Annotated in this window: 18 protein-coding genes and 2 pseudogenes; 11 read left to right on the top strand and 9 right to left on the bottom strand. The window is 59.8% G+C overall.

The genetic code is table 11. The features are described 5' to 3' along the window. Positions 1-20 precede the first annotated feature (20 nt). Positions 21-449: a DUF4880 domain-containing protein gene (locus tag D1F64_RS08480; RefSeq protein ID WP_162901424.1), complete on the top strand. Its 429-nt coding sequence runs from the start codon at positions 21-23 to the stop codon at positions 447-449. Between the two features lie 8 nt (positions 450-457). Beyond that, positions 458-919, top strand: coding sequence for a FecR domain-containing protein (locus D1F64_RS08470; RefSeq protein ID WP_248304667.1), 462 nt, complete (start codon positions 458-460; stop codon positions 917-919). A 237-nt stretch (positions 920-1156) separates the two neighbouring features. Here D1F64_RS08470 and D1F64_RS08465 read toward each other — a convergent pair whose 3' ends face one another. The 5 genes from D1F64_RS08465 to D1F64_RS08445 form a co-directional block, all read right to left on the bottom strand. Beyond that, positions 1157-2215 carry an ABC transporter permease gene (locus tag D1F64_RS08465; protein ID WP_248304666.1) on the bottom strand — a complete coding sequence of 353 codons (1059 nt, stop codon included), beginning with the start codon at positions 2213-2215 and terminating at the stop codon, positions 1157-1159. Between the two features lie 68 nt (positions 2216-2283). Beyond that, positions 2284-5022, bottom strand: a complete 2739-nt coding sequence (gene rbbA, locus D1F64_RS08460; protein WP_117412084.1) for a ribosome-associated ATPase/putative transporter RbbA — start codon at positions 5020-5022, stop codon at positions 2284-2286. A gap of 2 nt (positions 5023-5024) precedes the next feature. Continuing rightward, positions 5025-6035: an HlyD family efflux transporter periplasmic adaptor subunit gene (locus tag D1F64_RS08455; protein WP_117412083.1), complete on the bottom strand. Its 1011-nt coding sequence runs from the start codon at positions 6033-6035 to the stop codon at positions 5025-5027. Positions 6036-6791: 756 nt separating this feature from the next. Further along, on the bottom strand, positions 6792-8060 hold the full coding sequence (locus D1F64_RS08450) for a HAMP domain-containing sensor histidine kinase (RefSeq protein ID WP_117412082.1): 1269 nt from the start codon (positions 8058-8060) through the stop codon (positions 6792-6794). Continuing rightward, a complete protein-coding gene (locus tag D1F64_RS08445) occupies positions 8060-8746 on the bottom strand; it encodes a response regulator transcription factor (protein WP_117414506.1) in 687 nt (228 codons plus the stop codon). Before D1F64_RS08445 ends, D1F64_RS08450 begins: the two co-directional genes overlap by 1 nt. 148 nt (positions 8747-8894) lie before the next feature. Here D1F64_RS08445 and D1F64_RS08440 point away from each other — a divergent pair, with 148 nt between their 5' ends. Genes D1F64_RS08440 through D1F64_RS08430 form a run of 3 tightly spaced genes read left to right on the top strand, consistent with a single transcriptional unit; the run spans position 8895 to position 14529 of the window. After that, a complete protein-coding gene (locus D1F64_RS08440) occupies positions 8895-10340 on the top strand; it encodes an efflux transporter outer membrane subunit (protein ID WP_117412081.1) in 1446 nt (481 codons plus the stop codon). After that, on the top strand, positions 10340-11413 hold the full coding sequence (locus tag D1F64_RS08435) for an efflux RND transporter periplasmic adaptor subunit (protein ID WP_117412080.1): 1074 nt from the start codon (positions 10340-10342) through the stop codon (positions 11411-11413). The genes D1F64_RS08440 and D1F64_RS08435 overlap by 1 nt, the downstream gene beginning before the upstream one ends. Beyond that, positions 11410-14529 carry an efflux RND transporter permease subunit gene (locus tag D1F64_RS08430; RefSeq protein WP_117412079.1) on the top strand — a complete coding sequence of 1040 codons (3120 nt, stop codon included), beginning with the start codon at positions 11410-11412 and terminating at the stop codon, positions 14527-14529. The genes D1F64_RS08435 and D1F64_RS08430 overlap by 4 nt, the downstream gene beginning before the upstream one ends. A gap of 509 nt (positions 14530-15038) precedes the next feature. On the opposite strand, the pseudogene D1F64_RS08425 reads toward D1F64_RS08430, so the two are convergent. Together D1F64_RS08425 and D1F64_RS08420 are read right to left on the bottom strand one after the other, a co-directional pair. Continuing rightward, positions 15039-15485: pseudogene (locus D1F64_RS08425) on the bottom strand (IS21 family transposase); the annotation flags it as partial. Positions 15486-15653: 168 nt separating this feature from the next. Continuing rightward, positions 15654-16589 carry a LysR family transcriptional regulator gene (locus tag D1F64_RS08420; protein ID WP_117412078.1) on the bottom strand — a complete coding sequence of 312 codons (936 nt, stop codon included), beginning with the start codon at positions 16587-16589 and terminating at the stop codon, positions 15654-15656. 112 nt (positions 16590-16701) lie between these two features. Here D1F64_RS08420 and D1F64_RS08415 point away from each other — a divergent pair, with 112 nt between their 5' ends. From D1F64_RS08415 to D1F64_RS08395, 6 genes are read left to right on the top strand one after another with little or no spacing between them, the layout of a single operon-like run. Further along, positions 16702-18960: a CocE/NonD family hydrolase gene (locus D1F64_RS08415; RefSeq protein WP_117412077.1), complete on the top strand. Its 2259-nt coding sequence runs from the start codon at positions 16702-16704 to the stop codon at positions 18958-18960. After that, positions 18960-19760, top strand: coding sequence for an ABC transporter permease (locus D1F64_RS08410; protein WP_117412076.1), 801 nt, complete (start codon positions 18960-18962; stop codon positions 19758-19760). Before D1F64_RS08415 ends, D1F64_RS08410 begins: the two co-directional genes overlap by 1 nt. Positions 19761-19782: 22 nt before the next feature. Then, positions 19783-20052 (top strand): ATP-binding cassette domain-containing protein, encoded by a 270-nt coding sequence (locus tag D1F64_RS24380; protein WP_248304665.1) that lies wholly within the window; start codon positions 19783-19785, stop codon positions 20050-20052. After that, positions 20019-20828: an ABC transporter ATP-binding protein gene (locus D1F64_RS08405; protein WP_248304664.1), complete on the top strand. Its 810-nt coding sequence runs from the start codon at positions 20019-20021 to the stop codon at positions 20826-20828. The genes D1F64_RS24380 and D1F64_RS08405 overlap by 34 nt, the downstream gene beginning before the upstream one ends. 34 nt (positions 20829-20862) lie before the next feature. Next, positions 20863-21891, top strand: coding sequence for an extracellular solute-binding protein (locus D1F64_RS08400; RefSeq protein ID WP_117412075.1), 1029 nt, complete (start codon positions 20863-20865; stop codon positions 21889-21891). 3 nt (positions 21892-21894) lie between these two features. Beyond that, positions 21895-22731: an ABC transporter permease gene (locus tag D1F64_RS08395; protein ID WP_117412074.1), complete on the top strand. Its 837-nt coding sequence runs from the start codon at positions 21895-21897 to the stop codon at positions 22729-22731. Between the two features lie 228 nt (positions 22732-22959). Here the strand turns inward: D1F64_RS08395 and D1F64_RS08390 are convergent, their stop codons facing one another. Then, complete coding sequence (locus D1F64_RS08390; protein WP_248304663.1) at positions 22960-23802, bottom strand: amidohydrolase family protein; 843 nt, start codon at positions 23800-23802, stop codon at positions 22960-22962. Then, a pseudogene (locus D1F64_RS08385) lies at positions 23787-23975 on the bottom strand (fumarylacetoacetate hydrolase family protein); the annotation flags it as partial. The pseudogene D1F64_RS08385 and the gene D1F64_RS08390, both read right to left, overlap by 16 nt. Between the last annotated feature and the right edge of the window lie 76 nt (positions 23976-24051).

The raw sequence follows: 24051 nt of genomic DNA, 5'->3' as shown, positions 1-24051 counted from the left end.
AAACTGCGTCAGAGCCATTGTTGAACGCCGATCACCCCGCTACGGGGGCAATCTTGCTTGCCGGTTCACAGGCATTCCGCCAGTGGCTGGAGCGTGATCCGGAAAACCAGCGCGCCTATGACGCCGCCGAGCAATTGCTGGGAGATGCCCGCACGGCGATAAAATCCGATCCTGCCCTGGAGTCTTTCAAGGCCAAATCCGCACGCTCGCGCAAGACCGTAACCAGCGGCTTGCTCGGCCTCACCATTGTCGCAGGCCTGTTCCTCTACCTCGACGGGCCGATGCGCTTGCAGGCCGATGTCATTTCCGGAGTCGCGGAACTGCCTGTCATCGAGCTTGATGACGGATCAACAGTCCATATGAATGCGGAATGCGGAATCCGCAATCGCAGTCGACTATTCCAACCAGGTCAGGCGCATTCTCCTGCTGCGAGGAGAGGCCTACTTTGAGGTTGCAAATGATCCGGCCCGCCCTTTCAGTGTCGACGCGGGTGACCGCGCTCGGTGCAGCCTTCGACATTCGTCGCGGAGACGAAGAGACCGAAATCACCGTGGCGCACAATGCCGTCCTGGTGGAAATCGATGATCCCAAACACACACAACTGCGGCTGAACGAAGCGGAACGCGTCGGCTACAGCAGCGCCGACAACCTCAGCGAAGTAACCGCCAAGGACGCGGCCACCGCGCTTGCCTGGCGCCGCGGACCGCTGGTTCTTGACAATGCCCCGCTTTCCTATGTGATCGAGGAAATTGAACGGCACTTTGGCGGTCAGGTCGTGATCGCGGGCCGCCGTTTGTCCGACCGGCGGACCAGCGGCACCATCGCGACTTCAGATACGTTTGCCGCGCTTGCGTTTCTTGAACATGCCCTGGACCTAACGGTGACCAAGATCGGCCCACTGGTTCTGCTCCGCAACTGACCTTCCGGTGGTCCGCCCCACTTGAATGGCCCGGCTTTTCGCGCCCCGCCTGACCGGCGACGATTGTTCGATAATTGCGGCCGCTGGCATCATATGAGCGCAGGCGACATATTGATCAATTCAACGCCGCATTCGCGCGCGTTCCGCCGAGTGACCGAAACGGTGTCCGGGCAGCCTCCCACCAAAGTGCGTTGATTTTGACCGATCCGACCGGGTCATAATCGACGCTCTTTGGTATCAGTGCATCGCCGACAGGGAACGCCGGAACACAAGCAGACTGCCCGCAAGAAAGGTGATCCCCATCATCAGCACGGTCGCAAACTCCTCCCAGACGATTGAAAAGTCCGCGCCCCGGTAGACAATCGCCTGCATGAAGCTGATGTAATGACGGGATGGGAGAAACCATGTGACATATTGAACCCATTGCGGTTGGCTCTCGATCGGGGACATTCCCCCGGACAGCATCATCATCGGCATGACGGTCATTATCATCAGCAGCGCGAACTGGGCCATGGTGCGCGCGAGGGTGCCGAGGAAGATGCCGATGGCGGCGGCCGCGAAGACGTAAATCGTCGTGCCGAGAAGCAGCAACGTGCGCGAACCGGCAATGGGAACGTCAAGCGCTCCCTCAATCACGAACAGCAGCGAGCCAATAAAGGCGACGATGATGACCAAGCCGTTCGCCCACACCTTGGCGAGGGCGATTTCAAGGGCCGAGATCGGCATTACCATGAGATGCTCAATGGTGCCGTGCTCCCGCTCCCGCAGAAGCGCCGCACCGGTTAGGATAATAACCAGCAGCGACAGCTGATCGGCCAGACCCGCGATTGCCCTGAACCAGGACTGCGTTCCGTTCGGATTGAAAGCGCGGCGAATGACGAGATTGGAGGAAAGGCCGTCGGTCTGTTCATACTCCTGACGGTAGTCGCTTATCACATCCGAGATGTAATTCTGGATGTAACTGGAACCGAGTCCCGCCTGTTGCGAGGCTGTCGCATCGATAAGAAGCTGATATTCGGTGTCGCGCTGCCTGATCGTATCTTTTTCAAAGCCTGGCGGAATGACTACGACAAAGGTGTAAAGCCCCTTGTCCATCGCCGGGTCGATATCTGAGACATCGATGGTTTTGGCGGACTGGAAATACGGTGGGGAAAATTGCGCGGCAATCGTGCGCGAAAGTCGCGACTGATCTTCATCGACGAACGCGATCGCAGCGTTGTTGACCGTCTCCCCACCGCCGCTCGCTTGCGTGTAAATGCTGACGCCGAAGGACCAGACGATGAAGAGGATCATCATAGTGTCCTTCCCCAGCGCTCGAAGCTCCTTGGTTCCAAGCCAGAAGATGTTAGCCGGGCTCACGATGGTCACCTTTCCTGCTTTTTCAAGAGGAGCGCCGCAAGTGCCAGAAAAACAGGCGGAAACACGGCGAGCGCCATCAGTTCCGTCGACAGATCAGCGAAGCCAAGTCCCTTGGTGAACGCTCCGACACTAATGCTCATGTAGTGGGAGGTCGGCCACATGTAGCCCATGATCCGCGCGCCGCCTTCCAACGTCGAGACCGGCTGCATCATCCCTGAAAACTGCATCGTCGGCAGCATCGACAGGACCGCTCCGGCGAAAACCGCGGCAACCTGGCTCTTGGTAAACGTGGAAATGAACAGTCCATAACCGGTAGAGGCCATTGTATAAAGAAGCGCGCCGATGGCCAGCGCGTAGCCGTTTCCCTTCAGCGGCACCTCGAACAGAAAAAGGACTGTGGCCGTCATGATCACGAAATTGGCGAGACCGACGCCGATATAGGGCAATTGCTTTCCAAGAAGGAACTCCAGCCGCGTCGTCGGCGTCGCATAGAAGTTGGCGATCGTGCCTATCTCCTTTTCCCGGGCAACGCTGACCGCCATGATGATGGCAAGAAACATCATGAGCAGCATCGCCGGTACGGAGGGCCCGATGGCGTAGATGCTCTCGGCGGTGGGGTTGTAGCGATAGCGAACCTGGGCGGAGACAGACCCGATGGAGCGATCCGTCGAACTCGACTCGCGCTCCCGCTGTTCGGAGAAGAGATTGTGCGCCTCCTGCACATAGCCTTCGATGGTTGAGGCCCGGGACGTATTGGCCCCATCGATCCAGGCCGAGATCTGCCAGTCCGATCCGCGCGTCACCGCCCAGCCAAAATTCGGGGGAATCTCGATGGCCAGAGCAATGTCGTTCGAACGCAGGCGGTCTTCCATCTCCTGAAGGCTGCGTATCGGCGATTTCTCCGTAAAATAGCTGGAGCTGGAAAAATTCGCGAGATAGGCGCGGCTCTCAGGAGTGCTGTCATGATCGAAGGCCGCGAAGCTGAGGTTGGTGACATCGCTCGACATACCGAAGCCGAAGATCAGCAGCATGACAAAGGAGCCGATGAAGGCGAAGGCAAGCCGGATCGGGTCGCGCATGAGCGACCGGGTTTCACAAAGGGCGTAGGCCAGCAAACGCCGGAGAGGCATGTATGCGGGCCGGGAGGGAGAGGCTTCGGGCGGGGCGGCCGCAGCGACCGGCATCTGCGGGATTGCAGGCGGTTCACCGGGCTGCGGCGCATCAGCCTGTTCAATATACGAGATAAAGGCTTCCTCCAGATCGGCGCCGTTTCCGGAGGCAATGACTTTCTCCGGCTCGTCGCAGACGAGCACCCGGCCGGCATGCATCAATGAGATGCGATCGCACCGCATCGCCTCGTTCATGAAATGCGTCGAAATGAATATGGTGACGCCCCGGTTGCGCGACAGATCGACGAGCAGTCTCCAGAAATCGTCTCGCGCCAGCGGATCGACGCCGGACGTTGGCTCATCCAGGATCAGAAGCTCCGGATCGTGGACGATCGCGACCGCGAGCGAGAGACGCTGGCGCACGCCCAGAGGCAGCGAATTCGCCTCGGCATCGGCGTAGTCCGTAAGACCGACATCCGTCAACAACTTGTCGACCCGCTCCTTGATCCGCGCCCCGGCGAGATGAAACAGGCGTCCGTGAAGAAAGAGGTTCTGGCTCACCGTCAACTCGCCATAAAGCGAGAAGGACTGCGACATGAAGCCGACGCGCCGGCGAACCGATAAATCGCCGGCATCGATGGCACTTCCGCAAACTTCCGCTTTCCCTTTACTCGGGGCCAGAAGTCCCGTCAGCATCTTCATCGTTGTGGTCTTGCCGCAACCGTTGGAGCCCAGGAACCCGAAGATCTCGCCTTGCTCTATCGTGAAACTGACATTGTCCACTGCGATGAACGTGCCGAAACGACGGGTCAAATCCTTTGCCACGATTATGGGCGGCTGCGAGCCGGGCACGCGCGGCGGAATGACGAGACGCGCCCGGCCGGCTTCACGACCCGGCTGGAGGGCGATGAAGGCGGCTTCGATATCCTCTTCTCCCGTGGCTGCCCGCAGTTCATCGGGCGCCGCGGAAGCGAGTATCTTGCTCTGATCCATGGCGACCAGCCAATCGCACTGGGTCGCCTCGTCCATATAGGCCGTGGACACGATCACGCTCATTCCCGGCCGCTCACGGCGCAAGTCGGCGATCAGGGCCCAGAATTGACGGCGCGACAGAGGATCGACGCCCGTGGTCGGTTCATCGAGGATCAGAAGTTCCGGGTCATGGATAAGGGCGCAGCAAAGCCCGAGTTTCTGCTTCATGCCACCCGAGAGTTTGCCGGCTGGGCGGTCAAGGAAAGGCCGCAGCCCGGTCGCGGTGGTAAGCCGCTCGATACGGGCATCGCGCTCCAGCCGGGAAAGACCGAACAGCGTGCCGAAAAACGCCAGGTTCTCCCCGACGCTGATTTCCTGGTAGAGGTTCTTGCCCAAGCCCTGCGGCATGTACGCGATACGGGTGCAGACCGCCCGGCGATGAGCGGAATTCGCCATGTTTCCGCCCAGGACCGCCACGCTGCCTGACTGTATCCGGCGCGTACCGGCGATCAATCCTAGGAAGGTCGATTTGCCCGCTCCATCGGGCCCGATAAAGCCAACCATCTGGCCTGCCGGAAGTTCAAGCGACGCATCGAGAAGCGCCGAGACCTCACCGTAGCGATGGGTGACGCCGGAAACGCGTGCGATTGGATCGTTCGCCATCGTCAATCCTCCGCATCGAGAGGATCGCCTTCGAAGCGCTTCTGAAGAAAGTCGGGCCACTCCGGTGGATTCGGGTCGAGGCGGACATAGCCGGTCCCGCGCGCGCCCGACTTCACCATCTCCAGGTGGCGTTCTATTAGGCTCGGCGGAATTCGCAGCTTGACCCTGAAGACAAGCTTGTCGCGCTCGCTACGCGTCTCGACCTGCTTCGGCGTGAACTGGACCTCCGGAGACACGAAGCTCACCTTGGCCGGAATCGCGAACTCGGCATCGTCGAACTTGATACGCGCCTGAGAACCGATCGGAACGCGCATCGCCTCGCCCATCGGCAGATAAATCTCCATGTAGAGCTCGGCGAGATTGACGATGGTCAGCACCTTGCCGCCGGCGCTCACGACCTCTCCGGGATTCGCCAACCGGTAAAGAACACGCCCCTTCGCGGGCGTGGAAAGCGTCGCATCAGCGATCTGGGCGTCCGTCTGGTCAATGAGCGCACGCGCCGCATCGATGGAGCGCTCGCGGGCCGTAACGTTCTTCCCGGCTGCCTCGAGAATGGCTTTCGCGACATCGTGCTCGCTCTGCGCCTCATCACGGGAGTGTTCGCTGACAGTGCCCCTTTCAAACAGAGAGAGCGCCCTGCGCAGGTTCGCTTCCTTAAGGGCCAACTCCGCCATTCTCTGAACGACAGTGGCTTTGGCTTCCTGCATCGAGGCTTCCTCAGCGGCAAGATCCGCAGCATATTTCGCGCGCAGGGCCCGCAACTCCGTCGTATCGATATGAGCAAGCACCTGCCCGGCTGAAACCAGATCGCCTTCCTGGACCAGCACGTTTTTAATGCGCCCGGCCGATATCGCGGCAATGTCGACCTGATTCGCCTCGATGCGTCCGTTTCCGGACACGATGCCTTCCGGCAGTTGGTCTTGCTGATTCTGCCACCAGTTCCACGTGCCCGCGGCCCCCGCCGCGAGCAGGACCACCATCAGGACAGCCGTTTTCTTCGTGATACCGCGCATATTCAAAAGCGTGCACTCCTTTGGAAACCGGGGCAGTAAGCGGCGATCTCCGTTGAAAGTCTTTATTCTAAATCAAAGATGAGGATCAACGGCTTCGGATGTGGTCTCTGTTTGGCTTTCGTCATCAACCCGGTTTCGATACGGGGCATCGGGACTGTTTTCGTCACCGTCGTCACGTGTGGACGCGGGATCAACGGAGATCCGGGACCGGCGGACGAGGGCTTGGCGATTGAAACCGTGAGGTCGCGGCGCATCGGTTGCGAGCGCAAGCGAGACCCGGGACCGGTGCGCGGATCCCAGATCAACGCCCGGCTTCGCCTCACGTGTTTGGAGTGGCGATTGAAACAATAACGATGTATTCCGCCCTCTCCATCGTCATCCTGGAAAAATAGTCGGAAAGACTTTATCCAGGATCGGCGATCCGCAAGCCTGTCTGGAAAAAGCATTTTACTACCTCTCCGGCTCCGGCTCGGCGCTTGCACTTGACCGACGACAAGGGACGGACAAATGACTCGAACATACTCCAATACAGAGTGGGAGCAGATGACCGTTCGTGAGCAACGAGACAGAAAAGCAGGCAAATAGCGAGCTTGATGACAAAGCCCACCGACCTCTCGTTCGTCGTGCTCTTGCCTGTCCCGATCATATATAAGCCCTTGAAAGAATGGATCCTCGGCACAAGGTCGAGAACGACGGAGATCACTGAGGTGGTTTGTCGTCAGTCTGATATCGTTTCCATATTGCTGCATGGATACCTCAATGGGTTGATCGCGCGATGTCCATCGCGACAGCCAAACCTGCACCGTCGGCGTTCGTGGCCGAGATCGCCCCGCCGTGTCTTTCGATGGCATGCTTGGTAATTGCCAAGCCTAGGCCGTAGCCATTTAGGACATTGGCATCTTCACCGCGCGAAAATGGCTGGAAAATCCGTTCCAGATCGGATTCGGCCACGCCTGGGCCCTCATCCACGACGAGGATATGCAGCCTATCGTCTTTGACCTGAGATCGAATGGAGACCTTCGCGCGGTCAGACGTGTATTTGACGGCGTTACGAATGACATTCTCCAACGCCCTATAGATCAGTTCCCCGTTGACTTGCGCGACGAATGACTGCGCGCCTTGGTGCGTGACCGCGATCTTGCGGGCTTGAGCCTCAAAAGCCGCATCCGCGACAATATCGTTTAGCAGTTCGATAACATCGAGCGTCTGCAATTCGATCGCATCCCTCGATCCATCCACCAGCCGGGCGAGCGTGAGTATCTCATCGATCAATCCGTCGATGCGCTCGACTTCTCGAACCATACGTTCCATCACGACATCGAGCTTGGCCGGGTTCTGCTGTAGAACGCCGACCGCAGCCTGAAGGCGCGACAGCGGCGAGCGCAGCTCGTGCGACACATCGTGAAACAGGCGTTGCTGGGTTTTGTGCAGCTGCTCCAAACGCGCGGCGCTGGTATCGAAGTCATACGCAAGGGCAGCGACCTCGTCCTTACGGCCATTCATTTTATCGCCGATGCGCATGTCGAAGCGGCCGCGTGCAAGAGCACTCAGCCCGCTGCGCAAATAGCCGACAGGCCGGACAAGATACTGCGCGAGCCAGAACGCAGCGATTGCCGCCGCCAGCAAAGCAGACAGCCAAGGCACAAGTCTGGGCCAAGTTGCCGAAACAAAGCCCTGCTCGTGAGCGTGAAGAACAATACTGTAGCAAGCGCCATTTCTTTCAACAGTACGCTGATAACCCTGCGTTTTGATTTCACAGCCTGCGGATGCTTCCTGTTTGGCGACCGTCAGTTTGACCGACTTTTGCGCGTTGGCCGCTTGGATCGCGAACGCAATGGCGGCGTTCTCACCTTCGTGGGTCAACAGCCGCATCGCGACGTCAAGTGCAAAGGTCTGCTGTCCACGTTGGATCTCACTGGCGAGCGGCGTGATCTGAAAAAAGGAACTCGCGGCAAATAACACGGCGATCGAGGCCAGCATGGCCAACCAAATGATGATGAAGAACTTCCAGAAAAGGCGCTGCATTATCGGTCCTGCAGAAGCTGATAGCCCTGTCCTCGTACAGACTGGATCCAGGATTGACCGTCATCTCTTGCCCCCAGCTTCTGGCGGACACTGCTGATATGAACATCGATACGACGGTCGAACGGCGTCAAGGGTCGGCCGAATGCGCGTTTGGATATTTCCTGTTTCGAGACGAGTTGACCAGCGTTGCGGGCAAGGACCTCGAGCAAAGTAAATTCGGTGCCAGTCAGTTCCAGCGGTTCGCCGCGCCACTCGGCAATCCGGCTTCCTGGATGCATGATTAGCTCTCCTGCCCGCAGTATTTCGGAAGCGGCCCCGGCCGCCAGGCCAGCGCGGCGCAGGATCGCTCGTAACCGTGCGGCAAGTTCGCCGGGTGAACAGGGTTTGGGCACATAATCGTCGGCGCCGAGGTTGAGCCCGGCAATCCTGTCGGCGTCATCGCCCTTCGCAGTGAGCATTAATACCGGCACGGTGCTCTTGCGGCGAATACGCTGCAAGATCTCAATGCCGTTCATGTGCGGCATCATGATGTCGAGCACGATAATATCGACGGTGTTAGAGGATGCTATTCCGATTGCGGTGCGCCCATCGTGAGCGGTCGAAACCTCAAAACCTTCCTCTACAAGATATTCTTTAAGGAGCGTCGTAAGCTCCACATCATCATCAACCAGCAAAACCTTTTCCATGCGGAACATCCATTACTCGTGCCACAAGAACCTATAAAACAGTGTCGGGTGAAGCACCAAATTTTACATATCTTAACTGATATTTGACGGCACTTTACAGTAGACCGTCTAACTTCTCCGGCAGCGTGCAAGATCGTAAAGGAATGTGATGAGCGTGGAAAATCGTAACATTTTCAGCTATAGCGCTATTCTAATTAGCTTTTTTCTTTCAGGCTGCGCAAGCTTCTCCGAACTCAGGCCAGCCGATGCCAGAATCGCAAGTATATGGCATGCCACGCTGCCCCATGATGGCCAGACATCTGATCTCGTGTCCTGGTGGTCGACATTCAACGATTCGTCGCTCACAGCGCTCATCGACGATGCGCAGACGGAAAATCCCAGCCTCGACTCTTCGATCGCCGACATCGACAAGGCGCGCGCAACGCTGGCGTCCGCAAAAGCTGGCCTGTTCCCGGGACTGGACGGCTCTGCTTCCCTAACGCGATCCGGCACCGATGGTGACAGCGATAACCGGGTTTCAGTGTCCACGACGACGAGCGGCGGCCTTGATGCCTCCTGGGAGATCGATTTTTTCGGCAAAAACCGGAAGAACAGCGAGGCGGCGCGCCTGCGGGTTCACGAGCAAATCGCCAATTGGCACGATGCTCGGGCATCCCTCGCTGCGGAAGTCGCCGATTACTACGTTCAATACCGCGCCTGCCGGCAGCTTGAAAATGCGTATAGCGCCGAGCTCAGGTCGCAAAAAGAGACCATTCGCGCCACCGAAAAGGCGGCCGAGTCAGGTTTGATCTCAAGTGCCGATCTCGCCCTGGCTCGGGCGAGCGCGGCGTCCTCCTCATCGACCCTGACGGGGCAGCGCGCCGAATGCGAGGTTCTGATCAAATCACTGACCCAAGTGACTGGCGACGATGAACCGCGTGTCCGGCAACTGTTGGCCAAGGGCAAGCGCGGTATCCCAGCGCCGAAAAACCTGAAGATCGCGCATGTCCCGGCTGATGTGTTGCGCCAGCGCCCTGATGTCAACGCTCTTGAGCTTGAACTCGCGGCCGCCGTCGCCGACATCGGCGCCGCAAAGGCGGACCTCTACCCGAGCTTGAGCCTCGGCGGCTCGATAACCTTGTCCAGCTCATCGCTGACGGGTCAGTCGACACCATGGTCCTTTGGCCCCGCGCTATCGATTCCCGTCTTCGACGGCGGGTCTCGCCGCGCCGCGGTCAAGAGCGCAATCGCCGACTATGATACGGCAGTCGCCAACTACAAATCGGGTGTGTTGAACGCGGTCTCGGAAGTGGAAACCGCTCTCGTGCGCGTGGAGAGCACCCGCAAGCGGATTGGCGATGCGCTCATCGCAGCGCGCAATTATCGCGCCTATTTCAATTCGGTCGATACCAATTGGAGAGCCGGAGGTGTGAGCTTGCTCGACAGGGAGGACGCGCGCCGCACGGCGCAAGCGGCGGAAATCACGCTCATTGGCATTCGCCGCGACGCAGTGCGCTATTGGATTGCGCTCTACAAGGCTCTGGGCGGAGGTTGGTACACAGAGACGGGTGCCTCGACACTCGATCACACAATAACAAAAGGAGGCCTTCTCTGATGCGGCCCACCTATCGCATTCTGCCCCTGCTTGCCTGGGCATATCTTTCCTTTGCCAGTCAACCGTCCCACGCACAACAACAAGAAGCTGCCGCGCTGACGGTCGAAATCACCAAGCCGGCTAAGCGTCAATGGCCCGAAACGGTTCCCGCGAGCGGCTGGCTGAAGCCTTGGCACGAGGCCATCATCGCATCCGAGATCAGCGGGCTTCGTATTACGGAAGTACTCGTTGACGTCGGTTCGATTGTCACGAAGGGCGAGCCGCTAGTCCAGTTGACGCAGGAAACCGCCCTTGCGGATTTGCGCAAGCAAGAAGCCGCGGTCGAAACGGCAAAGGCAGACCTCGCCCAGGCGAAGACAAATGCCGAACGGGCGCGCAAGGTGCAAGGCAGCGGGGCACTTTCGGATGAAAAGGTCGCGGAATACCTAATCGCGGAGCAGACCGCGGCCGCCAGCCTGAAATCCGCGCAAGCCGAATTAGAAAGCCAGGAGATCAAGGTCGATCAAACCACGATAACAGCGGTCGACGACGGACTTATTACGTCCCGTTCGGCCCAACTCGGCGCTGTGGTCTCCTCCGGCACAGAACTCTTCCGTCTGGTGCGGCAGCAGCGCATCGAGTGGCAGGCGGAAGTGTCCGCCCGCTTTGTCCCCCGTATCAAGCAGGGTCTTGCTGCCACGATCTTTGGACCGGCCGGCCAGCGTGTCGAGGGCAGCGTCCGACTGGTCGGACCGACGGTGAGCACCAATACGGGCCGCGTGATCACCTACGTTGCGCTCCCGACCGGGGACCATCCCCCTGAGGGTCTGTACGTGACCGGGCAGATCGAGCTGGAAACCACGACTGCGGTTGCCGTGCCCGAGACGGCACTCGTGTTCCGCGATGGCATCAACTACATCTTCACCGTTGGCGACGATCGGCGCGTCAAGCGGGTCCGTGTCGAAACAGGCCGGCGCAATGGCGGTGAGGTCGAAGTTCTTTCAGACATCGATCGATCTGCGAACATTGTCGTGTCAGGTGGCGCCTTCCTTTCGGACAACGCCCTTGTCAGGATTGCAGGAGAAGCACAATGAACGTCTCCTCCTGGTCAATCCTCAATCCGGTGCCGGCTATTCTGCTCTTCATTCTGCTGACCGTGTGCGGGCTGCTGGCTTTCGACCGCCTCGCCGTCCAGAATTTTCCAGATATGGATTTGCCCACGATCAAGATTGCGGCGTCTCTCGAAGGCGCGGCTCCGGCTCAGCTGGAAACGGAAGTCGCCCGAAAGATCGAGGACAATCTCGCCTCGCTCAGTCTGCTCGATCACATCACCACGACCATTACAGACGGGTCCGTTTCGATCAGCGTTTCCTTCGAACTCGAGAAGGACAGCGAAGAGGCCCTGAACGAAGTGCGCAATGCCGTCGACAGCACGTCGGCGGACCTGCCCGCGGAAATGGAGTCCCCGAGCGTGACGAAAGTCACGGTGCAGAGTTCCCCGCTGCTTACCTATGCCGTTCGATCAACGCGCCTGGACGAAACCGAGCTCTCCTGGTTTGTCGACAACGACATGACCAAAGCGTTGCTGACCGTTGACGGCGTCGGCGAAGTCACCCGGTTGGGAGGGGTCAACCGCGAAGTGCACGTCGATCTCAACCCGAACCTGATCGCGTCGCTGGGTGTTACGGCGGCGAGCGTTTCCTCGCGCCTGAAATCGATGCAATCGGACACCTCCGGCGGCCGCGGAGAGATCGGAGGAACCAGGCAGACGATCCGCACGCTCGGAGCGGTCTCGTCTTTGGAAGAACTCAAGGCGATCTCGATTCCGCTGTCGAATGGCAGTCAGATTCGCCTCGATGAATTAGGAGTTATATCCGACAGCTTCTCCGATCGCTCGTCGCTCGCCTATCTCGACGGCATGCCGGTCATCGGCGTGGAGGTGAAACGTTCGAACGGTTTTTCGGACACGGGCGTTGCCTCCGCAATTCAAACGGCGATGGAGGAATTCGCCAGTTCCAATCCCGAAGTGGAGATCGTTCAGGCTTACAGCACGGTTGGGCCGATCATCGAGAACTACGACGGCTCGATGCACATGCTGTACGAGGGCGCGATCCTGGCAGTGATCGTGGTTTGGCTCTTCCTGCGCGACTGGCGGGCAACCTTTCTGTCCGCGGTGGCTTTGCCCTTGTCGGTCATACCGACCTTTCTGGCGATGTACATGGCGGACTTCAGCCTGAACACGATAACGCTGCTGGCGCTTTCCCTGATAGTCGGCATCCTCGTTGACGATGCGATCGTGGAGATCGAGAACATCTCCCGGCACCTTCAGATGGCCAAAACGCCTGAGGAAGCGGCTATGGAAGCCGCGGACGAGATCGGTCTAGCCGTTATCGCAACCACTTTTACGTTGGTCGCGGTCTTTCTGCCGACCGCCTTCATGAGCGGTATTCCGGGGTTGATTTTCCGTCAGTTCGGGGTCACGGCCTCCGTCGCGGTGCTGGCCTCACTGCTTGTCGCCCGTCTGTTAACGCCCATGATGGCGGCGTATATGATGAAAGCGCATCCCGTTGAAAAGAAAGACGGTCTGATCATGCGCGCTTACATGAGAACCATGACGCGCTGTTTGCGCCATCGCCACCTGACACTGCTCGGGGTCGCGATTTTCCTCGGGCTGTCCCTGTCGGCCATTCCCTTGCTGAAATCAGGCTTCCTGCCCGCGTCCGACGACTCTCAAACAAAGGTCACCCTTACGCTGCAACCCGGCAGCACGATCGAACAAACCGACGCCATCGCACTCAAGGCCATGGAGATCATCTCGGGCGTACGGGACGTCACGCATGTGTTCGCCGCCGTGGGGTCAGGGTCCTCAGGCTCCGGGCTTGACTCGTCTGCCACGAGCGATATCAAAACGGCGACACTTGTGGTCGACCTGACGGCCATCGACGACCGGGAGGAGGGTCAGCAGAAAATCGAGAACAACATCCGACAGGCTTTGACAGCCGTGCCAGGTGTCCGGGTCGAAGTCGGTTCGGGCGGTAACGGCACGGCGCTCGAAATTACCCTCGCCGGCGATGATGCGAATACGCTCAATCAAGTTGGAGCGGCCCTTGAGGAGGAATTGCGCGCCCTACAGGGCATCGGCGCCGTCACCTCCAGCGCATCGCTGCAGGCACCGGAAATACAGATTGTCCCAGATTTCGCACGCGCCGCGGCGCTCGGTGTCACTTCGGACTCAATTGCCGAGGCGGTCCGCGTCGCAACCAACGGCGACTATTCCACATCGATGGCGAAACTCAATTTGTCGCAACGGCAAATTTCGATCCGCGTACGGTTTGATCCTCAAACCCGGACAACGTTGGATGACATCGCAAACCTTCGTGTCAGTGGCGCGAATGGCAACGTCGATCTCGGTTCAATCGCGGAAATTCGCATCGGCGGCAGCCCGTCTCAGATCGACCGCCTCGACCGCGCCCGTAACATCACTTTGACCATTGAACTCAACGGACGAATCCTCAACGATGTTTACAACGAAGCGAAAGAACTGCCGACACTCAAGAACCTGCCGCAAGGCGTCAGGCTTGTCGAGCGCGGCGGGGTCTGGGTTGTCCAGCAAGGCGAATTGCAACGCAGTTCCGAATTGTTCGAAAGCTTCGGCATCGCGATGGCAATCGGCATCTTCTGCATCTATGCCGTACTCGTCCTTCTCTTCCATGACTTCCTGCAACCCGTAACCATCCTGATGGCACTGCCGCTGTCTCTTGGCGGTGCTCTCCTGCCCCTGGTCCTGACGGGTACGAGCTTTTCCATGCCCGCCGTGATCGGATTGCTGATGCTCATGGGGATCGTGACGAAGAATTCCATCCTGCTGGTGGAATACGCGATCATGGCGCGGCGCGGCGGGATGTCCCGGTTTGACGCCCTTGTCGACGCCTGTCACAAGCGGGCACGCCCGATCGTCATGACAACCGTCGCAATGGGATGCGGAATGCTGCCGGTGGCCATGAGCCTCAGCGGTGGCGATTCAAGTTTCCGGCAACCAATGGCAATTGTCGTGATCGGCGGACTGCTGACGTCCACCTTTCTCAGCCTGCTGGTCATCCCCGTCATCTTCACGTTTATCGACGACTTTCTGATATTCCTGCGGAGGACAGTCACGAGAATGTATCACGAACAGGATGACGAGGCGGTCGACATCTCCCCCGGAAAATAGCCTTCTCCGTCCGTTCTGCGCGATAGACAGCGATCCACTGGAACCGGCCACCTGCGGACCGGTTCCAGTGGTCTCGGCATTGCCGTTGCCGCTCGAAATTGCGGGCGGCTATATCGCCTGTTGATTTTCACGAATGCCGCGCGGGCCGTCCGCGCACGGTGTCGGACGATCAGGTCGCAGAGGTTGTCAAGCAGACCCTGGAAGCCACGCCAAAGATATGCCACGCATTGGTCGAAACGCCCCACCGGGGCCTTTCCTGATCCTCCTCACTGTCGAACCGGACGAGGCAGGTCTTGGAGACCGGGGCCGGCACGGAATGGAAGCCGTCGAAGGGGCCGACATAGGGCAAATCCAGGATAAGTGGATGCCGGTTATCCGTCCGGATTTGCGCCAAAACAAGGACTTGGAGCAAAGATCCGATTCTGTAAGAAACGGATCTGCTCTAGGGCACAAGGCTCGGCTGCTCCTCTTCGAAGACCTCCCAGGTGGTTCGCTCGCGCTGCTCTGGATGAGGTGGTCGCGCCGTCGATCAGAACGATCTCATGGCTCCAGTCGAACTGGTAGGCCGCGCCGGGATCGAAGCTGAGCGGGACATAGGCCGCCGCCGACGCTTCGCGCTCCGACTTTGCCCACGTCGCCGCGTGGCGCCGCACGGCGTCGTAGCCACCCTCGCAGCCGAGCGCCTGGAGCTCCTCGAATATCCGAATGCGGGCTAGCCGTTCACGCTTCGGCTTGCCCGCGTTCTCGGCTAGCATGCGGTCGAGTTCGGCCCGCCACGGCCCAGCCTTCGGCTGGGGCTGAACATCGCGCTCGTAGGTGAATTCGGTCGCACCGGTTCGGATGATCTTGCGCACGGTGTTCCGCGAAATCCGGAGCTCCCGACAAATTTGTTTGATCGGCTTCCTGTCCTGAAAATACGCCCGACGAATCTTCGCAATCGTCTCCACGACCAACATCCCCAACCTGCTCCTAAGTTGCCCCGGAAGCATCATGGCCACCAATGTGAAGGGGTCATTGTTGAACGCCGATCACCCCGCTACGGGGCAATCTTGCATGCCGGTTCACAGGCACGCGGGGCGCGGATATCTCAAACGCGTCGTGGCCGACGTTCAAATCACCTATTACTAACCATTTTCGGGATCCGTGGCCGGCTCTCCATGAAAAATCCTCTTCTTCAATTCCAGGGCAGTGTCGCGAATCTCTTTCGACATCTCGTCGACGGCAGCGGTCCGGTTTGCCCAGGTCGGATAAAGAAACGCATATCTCAAAACACCTGTGGGCTCGAAAGGGCGGAGCACGAGATTCTCGACTCCACTTGAAAGCGCCACAAAAGGATCCGCCAGGCAGCACGCCAGATTGAGCCCGGCCAGTTGACAGGCGATGACGCCGTTGCGGGCCTGAATGCGGATCTTCAGCCTTTTCCCGGTGCGGTTGCACAATGTTTCCAGATGCTGCCCGAGCAGGGACTGCGCATGTGTGGCGATAATCTCATGTTCCACGAAATCGTCGAAGCTGACCGTCCGCAATCTGGCAAGCGGATGGGAAACATGCATGGCGACCACCATGGGCAAATCCAGGAAGGGCTCGATCTCGAAAGGCCCTGCCTTGATGGGCAGCGGCGCAATCCCGAGGTCGAAGGTCTCCTCGGTTACCCAGACATCGATATCCAGGCGCACGCGAGACTCCACCTGGGCGGTCATGCGCGGATGGCGCGCCATCACCCGCGCGAGGGAATGATTGATCAAGGCATGGGAGATGAACGGCGCGGTGAGGATGCGGATGTGATCCTTCTGCCCGCGTCGGATCTGATCCGCCCGCCGATCGAGCTGATCGGATGCGGACATCAGGTGTTCAACCTCTTTGTAAAACTCCTCTCCGGCCTTGGTGAGGTGCAGCTTGCGCCCCCGACGGGAGAAGATCTCAAGGCCGACCTCCTCCTCGAGAGCGGACAGCAATCGACTGACTTGCGGTGGCGTGCGCAAAAGGCGGGCCGCGGCATTGCTGACAGAGCCGCATTCCACGAAGGCCCTAAGGGCTTCTAGACACCTCTGATTTATCATCTCACCTGCCAGTTATTACGAAAAATGCACGTATAGTGACTTATTATGCACTTTACGCAATCAAGAAAAGAGGCGCTGATTGGAGGCAGAGAAGTAAAACGGATCACAAAACATGCCCATCTCCCCGGATCTCCGAACACGGGTGACCGCCTACGAGGCCGCGCGAAAGGTTCCTTTCGGATTGCCGCCGCAGCCGGCTTCGCAATACGTCGAGATGAAAGACGGGTGTCGGATCGCGATCGATGTCTATCTGCCGGATGGAGGTGCCAAAACCGCACGCTTTCCCAGTCTGCTGGTTTTCACGCCTTACTTCCGCCGCTTCAAGCGCACGGCTAGCTCCACCGTCACCGCCAGTCCCAACACCGGAAAAATCAGCGATTATTTTGTGCCGCGCGGCTACGCTGTCGTCGTCATTGATGTACGCGGTACCGGTGCCAGCTTCGGGACGCGCGACGGCTTCCGTTCGCCGAAGGAACGCGAGGACAGTGCGCAGATCGCCGATTGGGTGATCGCGCAAGCCTGGTCGAATGGCGTACTCGGCGCCACGGGCATATCCTACCTCGGGGCTGCCTCCGATTTCCTCGCTTCCACGGGGCACTCGTCCGTGAAGGCGATCGCGCCGCTTTTCTCCGTCTGGGATACTTATTCCGACAACTATTTCCCCGGCGGAATGCAGTGCGCATCCCTGACGAAAATCTATGACCGCCTGATGATGGGCCTCGATCTCGATCAGCGCGAATATCTGAAGGACTTCAGCTACTACGCCAGCCCTGATTACCAGGGCCCGCACCCGGTCGATGAGGACAGCGACGGCAGCCTTGCCAGGGCCGCCGTGCAAGAGCATCAGGGCAACTTCCGACAGACTGACTTCATGGCGGATTTGAGCTATCGCGAAGATGGGCTTCCTTACGACCCACACTACAGCAGCGCCTCGATCAGTCCTTATTCCTATTGCAAGGGCATACGCGAGGATGTGGCCATCCTGTCGATCTCCGGCTGGCTGGATGGCGCCGGATACGCCAATGGCGCGATCGCGCGTCATCTGACGCTCAGCCGCAATCCGCGTCATCTCGTGCTCGGCCCCTGGGATCACGGCGCGCGCATCGACGTGTCGCCGTGGCGAAAGGACGAGGCTCCGGACTTTCCTGTCTTAGGCTGCGTGCTTCGCTTCTTCGACACCTATCTGCTGGGCGCCGATACGGGGTTGAAGACAGAGCCTGCAGTCTCCTATTACCGGCTGCATGAGGAGCGCTGGGGCGAAGCGGAGACCTGGCCGCCACGCACAAGCGAAGTCCAGCTCTTCCCGGCCGCCCACGGCGCGCTTGCCACGAAGCAAGCGGACGGGCAGGCGGCCTACCAGGTCGATCCGACCCTGGGCACCGGGTCCCAGACCCGATACGAACGTATCGCGGGAATGGATTCGCGCGACTATTACCACGACTGGCAAGGCCGCACCGCCCGGATGCTTTCCTGGGATAGCCCGCCGTTGGAAGCCCCGCTGGCCTTTGCCGGACATGCGGTGCTGGATCTCGCGGCGGCGTTCGACGCCCCCGATGCCGGTCTGTTTGTCTATCTGAGTGAAGTCGAGGCGGACGGATCCGAACGCTACGTGAGCGAAGGCGTGCTCCGCGCCCTGTTCCGACAGGAAACAGAAGCACCGGAGACAATTCGCATCACCTGGCCCTACCGTGATTTTCATCGGGAGAGCGCAAGCCCCTTGCCGCTTGGCGAGGTGCTGAGCATACGCGTTGCGCTGCTGCCGACCGCCTGGGTGTTTCAGGCTGGCAGCAAGCTTCGCCTTTCCATTTCCGGCGCCGACAAGGACCACTTCAAGAAGGTTCCCCATGGCAAGCCGCCGCGGATCACCGTCGATCTTGGTCGGACAAGCTTCCATCTCCCGCTCGATCAGGAGGTGCCAATCCGCTTTTCAGCAGGCACCGACGGCTTTGCCGCACTGGTCCGTGAGATGCGCGAAACCGCCAATATTGAATACCTTACCGTGCTGCGTTACGAGGACGGCGGCGCAAACCGGCTCTATTCCACGGCGCCGGAGCTCTTTGCCCATGACGGGTTCAAACGGTTCTCCGACGCGCCGTTGATGGAAAAGGTGCGCGTGTCCGCGCAGCCGATTTTGTCCGACGGCATGGAGGCGCTGCGCATCGATTTTCCCGACTGGGAGACGATCATCAAAAGCGGCTGCGAGGCCGTGCTGAACCTGCCTGTGCGCCGGCAAGACGGCGCCGCGCTCGGTCAGATCAATCTTCTGGGACAAAAGGGCGCCTTTTCACCGGAAACCATTGCCCGCCTGAGTGCGTCCGCCGCGCGGTTCGCCGGGCTTTTCTTGCCCGATTTGCGGAAGGAACCCGTGTGATGCGCCTGTCGGGCCTTTTATATCGCAGCGGTATCTGGATCGCCTACACCGTCATGCTGTTGCCGGTGGTCCTGCTGATCGTGACGTCGTTCTTCAGCGACGCGATCATCACGTTTCCGCCGTCAGGCCTGTCGCTGGACTGGTATCACAACGCCATCCGCAGATCGGAGTTCCTGGGCGGGTTTACCGTCAGCCTGAAGGTCGCCGCGATCGCGACATTGATTGGCGTGCCGGCCGGAACCGCCGCCGCGCTGGCGTTGGTGCGCAGCCGAATCCGCTTCAAACAGGCGATCTCTACGTTTCTGTTGGGGCCGATCATCGTGCCGGGGATCGTGGCAGGCACCGCGCTGTATCTGATCTACCTCATGGCGCAAAACCGGTTCGACATGGACATCGTCGGAACGCTGCCCGGCCTCGTCGCCGCCCATGTCCTGCTGACGATCCCCTGGACCGTTCGCGTGGTGACGGCCGGTCTGCAGGGTCTGGACACCAGCGCGGAGGAAGCCGCCGCGAATCTCGGCGCCAGACCATGGGTCGTTTTCTACCGCATCACGCTGCCGCTGATCCGTCCGGCGATCGTGGCGGCAAGCCTGTTTTCCTTCATTCAGAGTTTCGAGAACCTGGAACTGACCCTGCTCCTCGTCGGCCCGGGCATGAGCACGCTTCCCATCGCAATGCTCAACTACCTGGAATTCCAGATCGATCCGACCCTGGCGGCGGTCGCCTCCATTCAGATCGTCGTGATCGCGACGATGATGCTGATCACCGACCGTTACGTGAAGCTCTCGCGCATCGTCTGACCCCTTGAGAAGGTCCCGGCCAATGAAATCCCTCGAACTCATCAACATCCGCAAGGATTTTGGCAGCGCGGTTGCCGTCAGCGGCATGAACATGACGATCCGCAAGGGCGAACTGGTTTCCCTGCTTGGCCCGTCGGGCTGCGGCAAGACGACGACATTGCGCATGGTCGCGGGCTTTGTCGAGCCGACCGCCGGCTCGATCGTCATCAATGGACGAGATGTCACCCACCTGCCCCATACAGCCGCAACACGGCGCTGGTGTTCCAGTCCTATGCCCTCTTCCCTCATATGACGGTGGCGCAGAATGTCGGCTTCGGTCTGGAAATGCGCAAGATTGCCAAGGCCGAGCGCGACAGCCGGACGATGGAGACCCTGCGCCGGGTACGCCTCGACCATCTGGCCGAACGCTTTCCCCGCCATCTGTCCGGTGGCCAACAACAGCGCGTCGCCCTAGCGCGTGGACTGGTGCTCAATCCCGACCTGTTCCTGCTGGATGAGCCCCTGTCCAATCTCGACGCGAAACTGCGTGGCCAGGTGCGCAGCGAGATCCGCACCCTGCAGCAATCGCTGGAATTGACCACGTTGATGGTGACCCATGATCAGGAAGAAGCCCTGACCATGTCCGACCGGCTGGTGCTGATGGAGCACGGTACAGTCCGCCAAAGCGGCACGGCTCAAGACCTCTACGAGCGGCCCGCCGATGCTTTTGTCGCCGATTTCGTCGGGCGCTCGAACGTGGTCGGCGGCCGGCCGGGGGACGGCGGCTTTGTCACCGACACCGGCGAACTGCTGCCTCTGGACGGGGAAAGCCCGCACCAGGATGCGGTCTACTACAGCATCCGCCCTGAAAAAATCGGTTTGAGTCGGGAGGGCGACGGGCTGATCGGCGAGCTGCGTGAGGTGCTCTATCTGGGCGCCCAGACCGAATACACCGCCCTGGTTGGGCAGACCTCCGTAACGGTCATCTCCGCCACTCCGGGACCCGACGACACTTTGAGCGGACTTCGGTCCGGCGAAACCGTACGCCTGCGTTGGGACGTCGCAGACGTGCGCCTCCTACAAAAATAAGTCCGGACCTTCCTTAAACCAACAGGAGAACAGCATGTTCAATCTCAACCGTCGCGCCTTCCTGGCCGCCGCCTCCGCGGCCGCCCTGCTTCCAACCGGGCTGCACGCGCAGTCCAACCAGGATGTTGTGGTTGGCACGTGGGGCGGCACTTTCGGCGACCTCCTGAAGAACAATGTCGACACCATCATGCAGACCAAGGGGTTCAATATACTGCAGGAAATTTCCGGTCCGGTTCCGCGCCGCACGAAGCTGATCTCCGAGCGCATGAACCGCCGCGGCAGCATGGACGCCGCTCTTCTGGCTGATTTTGACATGCATGCGGCGGCCAAGATCGGAGCATTGGAAAGCCTTGATGCATCCAACGTCGCGACATACCCCAACATCCTGCCGTTTCTGCAAAAGAAGTACTCAATTCCTCTCATCTATTCCGCCCATGCGATCGTTTACCGCAAGGATCTGATCAAGACGCCGCCGCGGTCGATTTCGGAACTGTGGAACCCGGCCTACAAGGGCAAGATCGGGCTCAGCGATTTCCTCTACACCACCAACATGGCCTACGCGGCCATCGCCAATGGCGGCACTTTGTCCGATTTCGATGGCGCGCAAAAAGGCCTCGAGGCCTGGAAAGATCTGGACGCGAAGCTCCTGCCGTCGACGGAAGCCGTCGGCAACGCCCTGGCGTCCGGCGATATCTGGATCACGGTCATTTCCGCGGCCCGTGGCTTCAGCTGGAACAAGAAAGGCATCGACCTGGGCTGGGTTGTGTCCGATGAGGGCGCATTCCCTGCCGTCTATGAGGCGGGCGTTCCCAAAAACGCGCGCAATTCGGTAGGCGGCCTGGCCTATATGAACGCCCTGCTCGACCCGGCCGCGCAAGCTGCCTTCGCGACCAAGATGGGCTATCTGCCGACGGTCAGTAACGCGAAAATCGATCCGGAGCTGGAAGCGCAGATCGGTTTCAGCGAGGCCGAGCAGAACCGCCTGTGGAAGCCGGATCTCGACTACATCATGGAAAACCAGGCGTCCATGCTGGACACCTGGAACCGGGTCTTTAAGGGCTGAACCATGGCCTTGCTTGTTCTTCCGGCTGGTTTTCTAGTGCTCTTGCTGCTCGGCGCGCCGATGTTGCTGATGGCACGATACTCGTTCAATCAGTTCGATCCGCTCTATCTGATGAAGGAGGCCTTTACCGCCGAGAACTATGTTCGCGCGGTAAGCGACCCCTATTATCAGAAGATCCTTCTGACGACGGTTGTGATCGCGCTGATTTGCACGCTTCTGACGACCCTTCTTGCCTACGGACCGGCCTACTGGCTGGCTCGGATGGATAGCCGCTGGAAGAGCAAGCTGACCATTTTGACCATGTTTCCCTTGCTTGTGGGCGGTGTGGTGCGGTCTGCCGGCTACATCGCCCTGTTGAGCACGGAGGGGCTTGTAAACTCCTCGCTGCGGGGGCTCGGCGTGATTTCCGAGCCTTTGCAGATGCTCTACACGCCGGGCGCCGTTGTCTTCGCCACCGTGGGCATTGTCTTGCCCTATATGATCCTGACACTCGCCTCGGTGATCGAAAGCATTCCACGTCATATCGAAGAGGCGGCGGCCAATCTCGGCGCACGGCCCGACGTCACGTTCTGGCGGGTGCTGTTGCCGCTGTCCCTACCAGGCGTTCTGGCCGGGGCAACGCTGGTTTTCATCCTATGCATGAATGCCTATGCCACGCCGAAGCTCCTGGGAGGGCCTCAGTTCCAGATGATGGCTCCGACCGTCTATGAGCAGTTCTCGCGCGCCAGCAACTGGCCGTTCGGTGCGGCCCTGGCGCTTATTCTTCTGGTCGTCACCGCCGTTCTGACCACGGTCGGGAGTATCCTGATTTCCAACCGGTATAAAGCGACTGACCGGTGACCTGCTCCCCGTGGGGTGCTACCCAACATGCCCTCGGGGTGGGCCAGAGATTTCCGGACTAAATCAGGATCACGTCCGGCAAGCAGCTGATCCAATAGTTCCTTCTCAATGGCCATGCGATGATTCTCCTTTCCATCATCATGGCCTCAAGCACGAAATTCCTGACAGTCCCGCTGCCGATCGCCCCGCCGACCGACCACGTCGCCAAGCGCGCCGATCCCGAGAAGCTCAGCGCAGCCGATAGATCCTGAGTGCATTGGCCTCCGCCACCGCCTCCCTCTCCGCCGCGCCGAGGCCGGATAAGTAATCCAGCGAAACGGATATCCAGCGCGACACGCCCATACCGAGGTTGCAGACCGGCCAGTCGCTGCCCCATACGACACGATCCGCACCGAACAACTCGAATACCCGGTCAAGATAGGAAGAGAGGTGCTCGAGAGTGTGCTGATCGGCGCGGGCATTCGCTGAGATCCCGGACATCTTGACCGCAAGATGCGGAAACGCCGCCAATGCGGACAGGCTCCGCGACCAGGCGTCGAAACCATCAGCCGCGATATCCGGATTTCCGCAATGGTCGAGAACGAACTGCTGATCGGGGCACGCCCGCAACAGGTCGGCGGCAATATCATGCTGATCCGCGCGAACGCACAGATCAAACGTATAGCCGCGCCGACCGATCTCTCGTAGGCCGATGCGGAACGCCTCGGTCTGCGCGAGGTCGTCCGGCATGACATGCAGGATGCGGCGGAAACCAGCCACCCCCAATGACGCGCATTCGTCCAGCCAGTTGGAGAGACCCGGCTCTTCCGGCCGGCAGGACGCGATCTGCCCCAGATAGCGACCGGCCCGAACCCACCGCGCAATATGGCGGGTCTCGGCCCTGTAGTCCGGATCGTCCACTCCTGCTTCCATATACAGGGCGCCCGCTACCGGGAACCCGGCCACCGCCAAGTCGAAGTCCTCCGGTGTGAACGACCCTTCCGCCAATGCGGGAACCGCGTCCGCCCAGGCATAGCCGAAGCGATCCCGCAGGATAAGATGCTGGTGCGTGTCGATCAGACCCGTCGGCAATCCGCGACCACCTCCTGGCGCTGGCGCCCCAAACCGTCGATACCAGGTTTCACCACATCGCCCGGTTTCAGGTAGAGCGGCGGCTTCATGCCCAGTTCGACGCCTGGCGGCGTTCCGTTAGAAATCACGTCACCCGGACGCTGCATCATGAATTGCGACAGATAGGAAACGAGACGCATGGCGGAATCGACTGTCGGCGGACTCATCGGATCAACCGCCCGCAGGCGATCCAATCCATCCGGTGAAATC

Origin of the sequence: Breoghania sp. L-A4, assembly GCF_003432385.1 — a bacterium.
Taxonomy (GTDB): Bacteria; Pseudomonadota; Alphaproteobacteria; order Rhizobiales; family Stappiaceae; genus Breoghania.
This window is presented reverse-complemented; position numbering and strand designations above follow the sequence as displayed.

What these genes read in the sequence shown, in the direction of transcription:
- D1F64_RS08470 (WP_248304667.1), top strand. Translation starts at nt 458, where the DNA reads ATGATCCGGCCCGCCCTTTCAGTGTCGACGCGGGTGACCGCGCTCGGT.
- D1F64_RS08465 (WP_248304666.1), bottom strand. Translation starts at nt 2,215, where the DNA reads ATGATGATCCTCTTCATCGTCTGGTCCTTCGGCGTCAGCATTTACACG.
- rbbA (WP_117412084.1), bottom strand. Translation starts at nt 5,022, where the DNA reads ATGGCGAACGATCCAATCGCACGCGTTTCCGGCGTCACCCATCGCTAC.
- D1F64_RS08455 (WP_117412083.1), bottom strand. Translation starts at nt 6,035, where the DNA reads ATGCGCGGTATCACGAAGAAAACGGCTGTCCTGATGGTGGTCCTGCTC.
- D1F64_RS08450 (WP_117412082.1), bottom strand. Translation starts at nt 8,060, where the DNA reads ATGCAGCGCCTTTTCTGGAAGTTCTTCATCATCATTTGGTTGGCCATG.
- D1F64_RS08445 (WP_117414506.1), bottom strand. Translation starts at nt 8,746, where the DNA reads ATGGAAAAGGTTTTGCTGGTTGATGATGATGTGGAGCTTACGACGCTC.
- D1F64_RS08440 (WP_117412081.1), top strand. Translation starts at nt 8,895, where the DNA reads ATGAGCGTGGAAAATCGTAACATTTTCAGCTATAGCGCTATTCTAATT.
- D1F64_RS08435 (WP_117412080.1), top strand. Translation starts at nt 10,340, where the DNA reads ATGCGGCCCACCTATCGCATTCTGCCCCTGCTTGCCTGGGCATATCTT.
- D1F64_RS08430 (WP_117412079.1), top strand. Translation starts at nt 11,410, where the DNA reads ATGAACGTCTCCTCCTGGTCAATCCTCAATCCGGTGCCGGCTATTCTG.
- D1F64_RS08420 (WP_117412078.1), bottom strand. Translation starts at nt 16,589, where the DNA reads ATGATAAATCAGAGGTGTCTAGAAGCCCTTAGGGCCTTCGTGGAATGC.
- D1F64_RS08415 (WP_117412077.1), top strand. Translation starts at nt 16,702, where the DNA reads ATGCCCATCTCCCCGGATCTCCGAACACGGGTGACCGCCTACGAGGCC.
- D1F64_RS08410 (WP_117412076.1), top strand. Translation starts at nt 18,960, where the DNA reads ATGCGCCTGTCGGGCCTTTTATATCGCAGCGGTATCTGGATCGCCTAC.
- D1F64_RS24380 (WP_248304665.1), top strand. Translation starts at nt 19,783, where the DNA reads ATGAAATCCCTCGAACTCATCAACATCCGCAAGGATTTTGGCAGCGCG.
- D1F64_RS08400 (WP_117412075.1), top strand. Translation starts at nt 20,863, where the DNA reads ATGTTCAATCTCAACCGTCGCGCCTTCCTGGCCGCCGCCTCCGCGGCC.
- D1F64_RS08395 (WP_117412074.1), top strand. Translation starts at nt 21,895, where the DNA reads ATGGCCTTGCTTGTTCTTCCGGCTGGTTTTCTAGTGCTCTTGCTGCTC.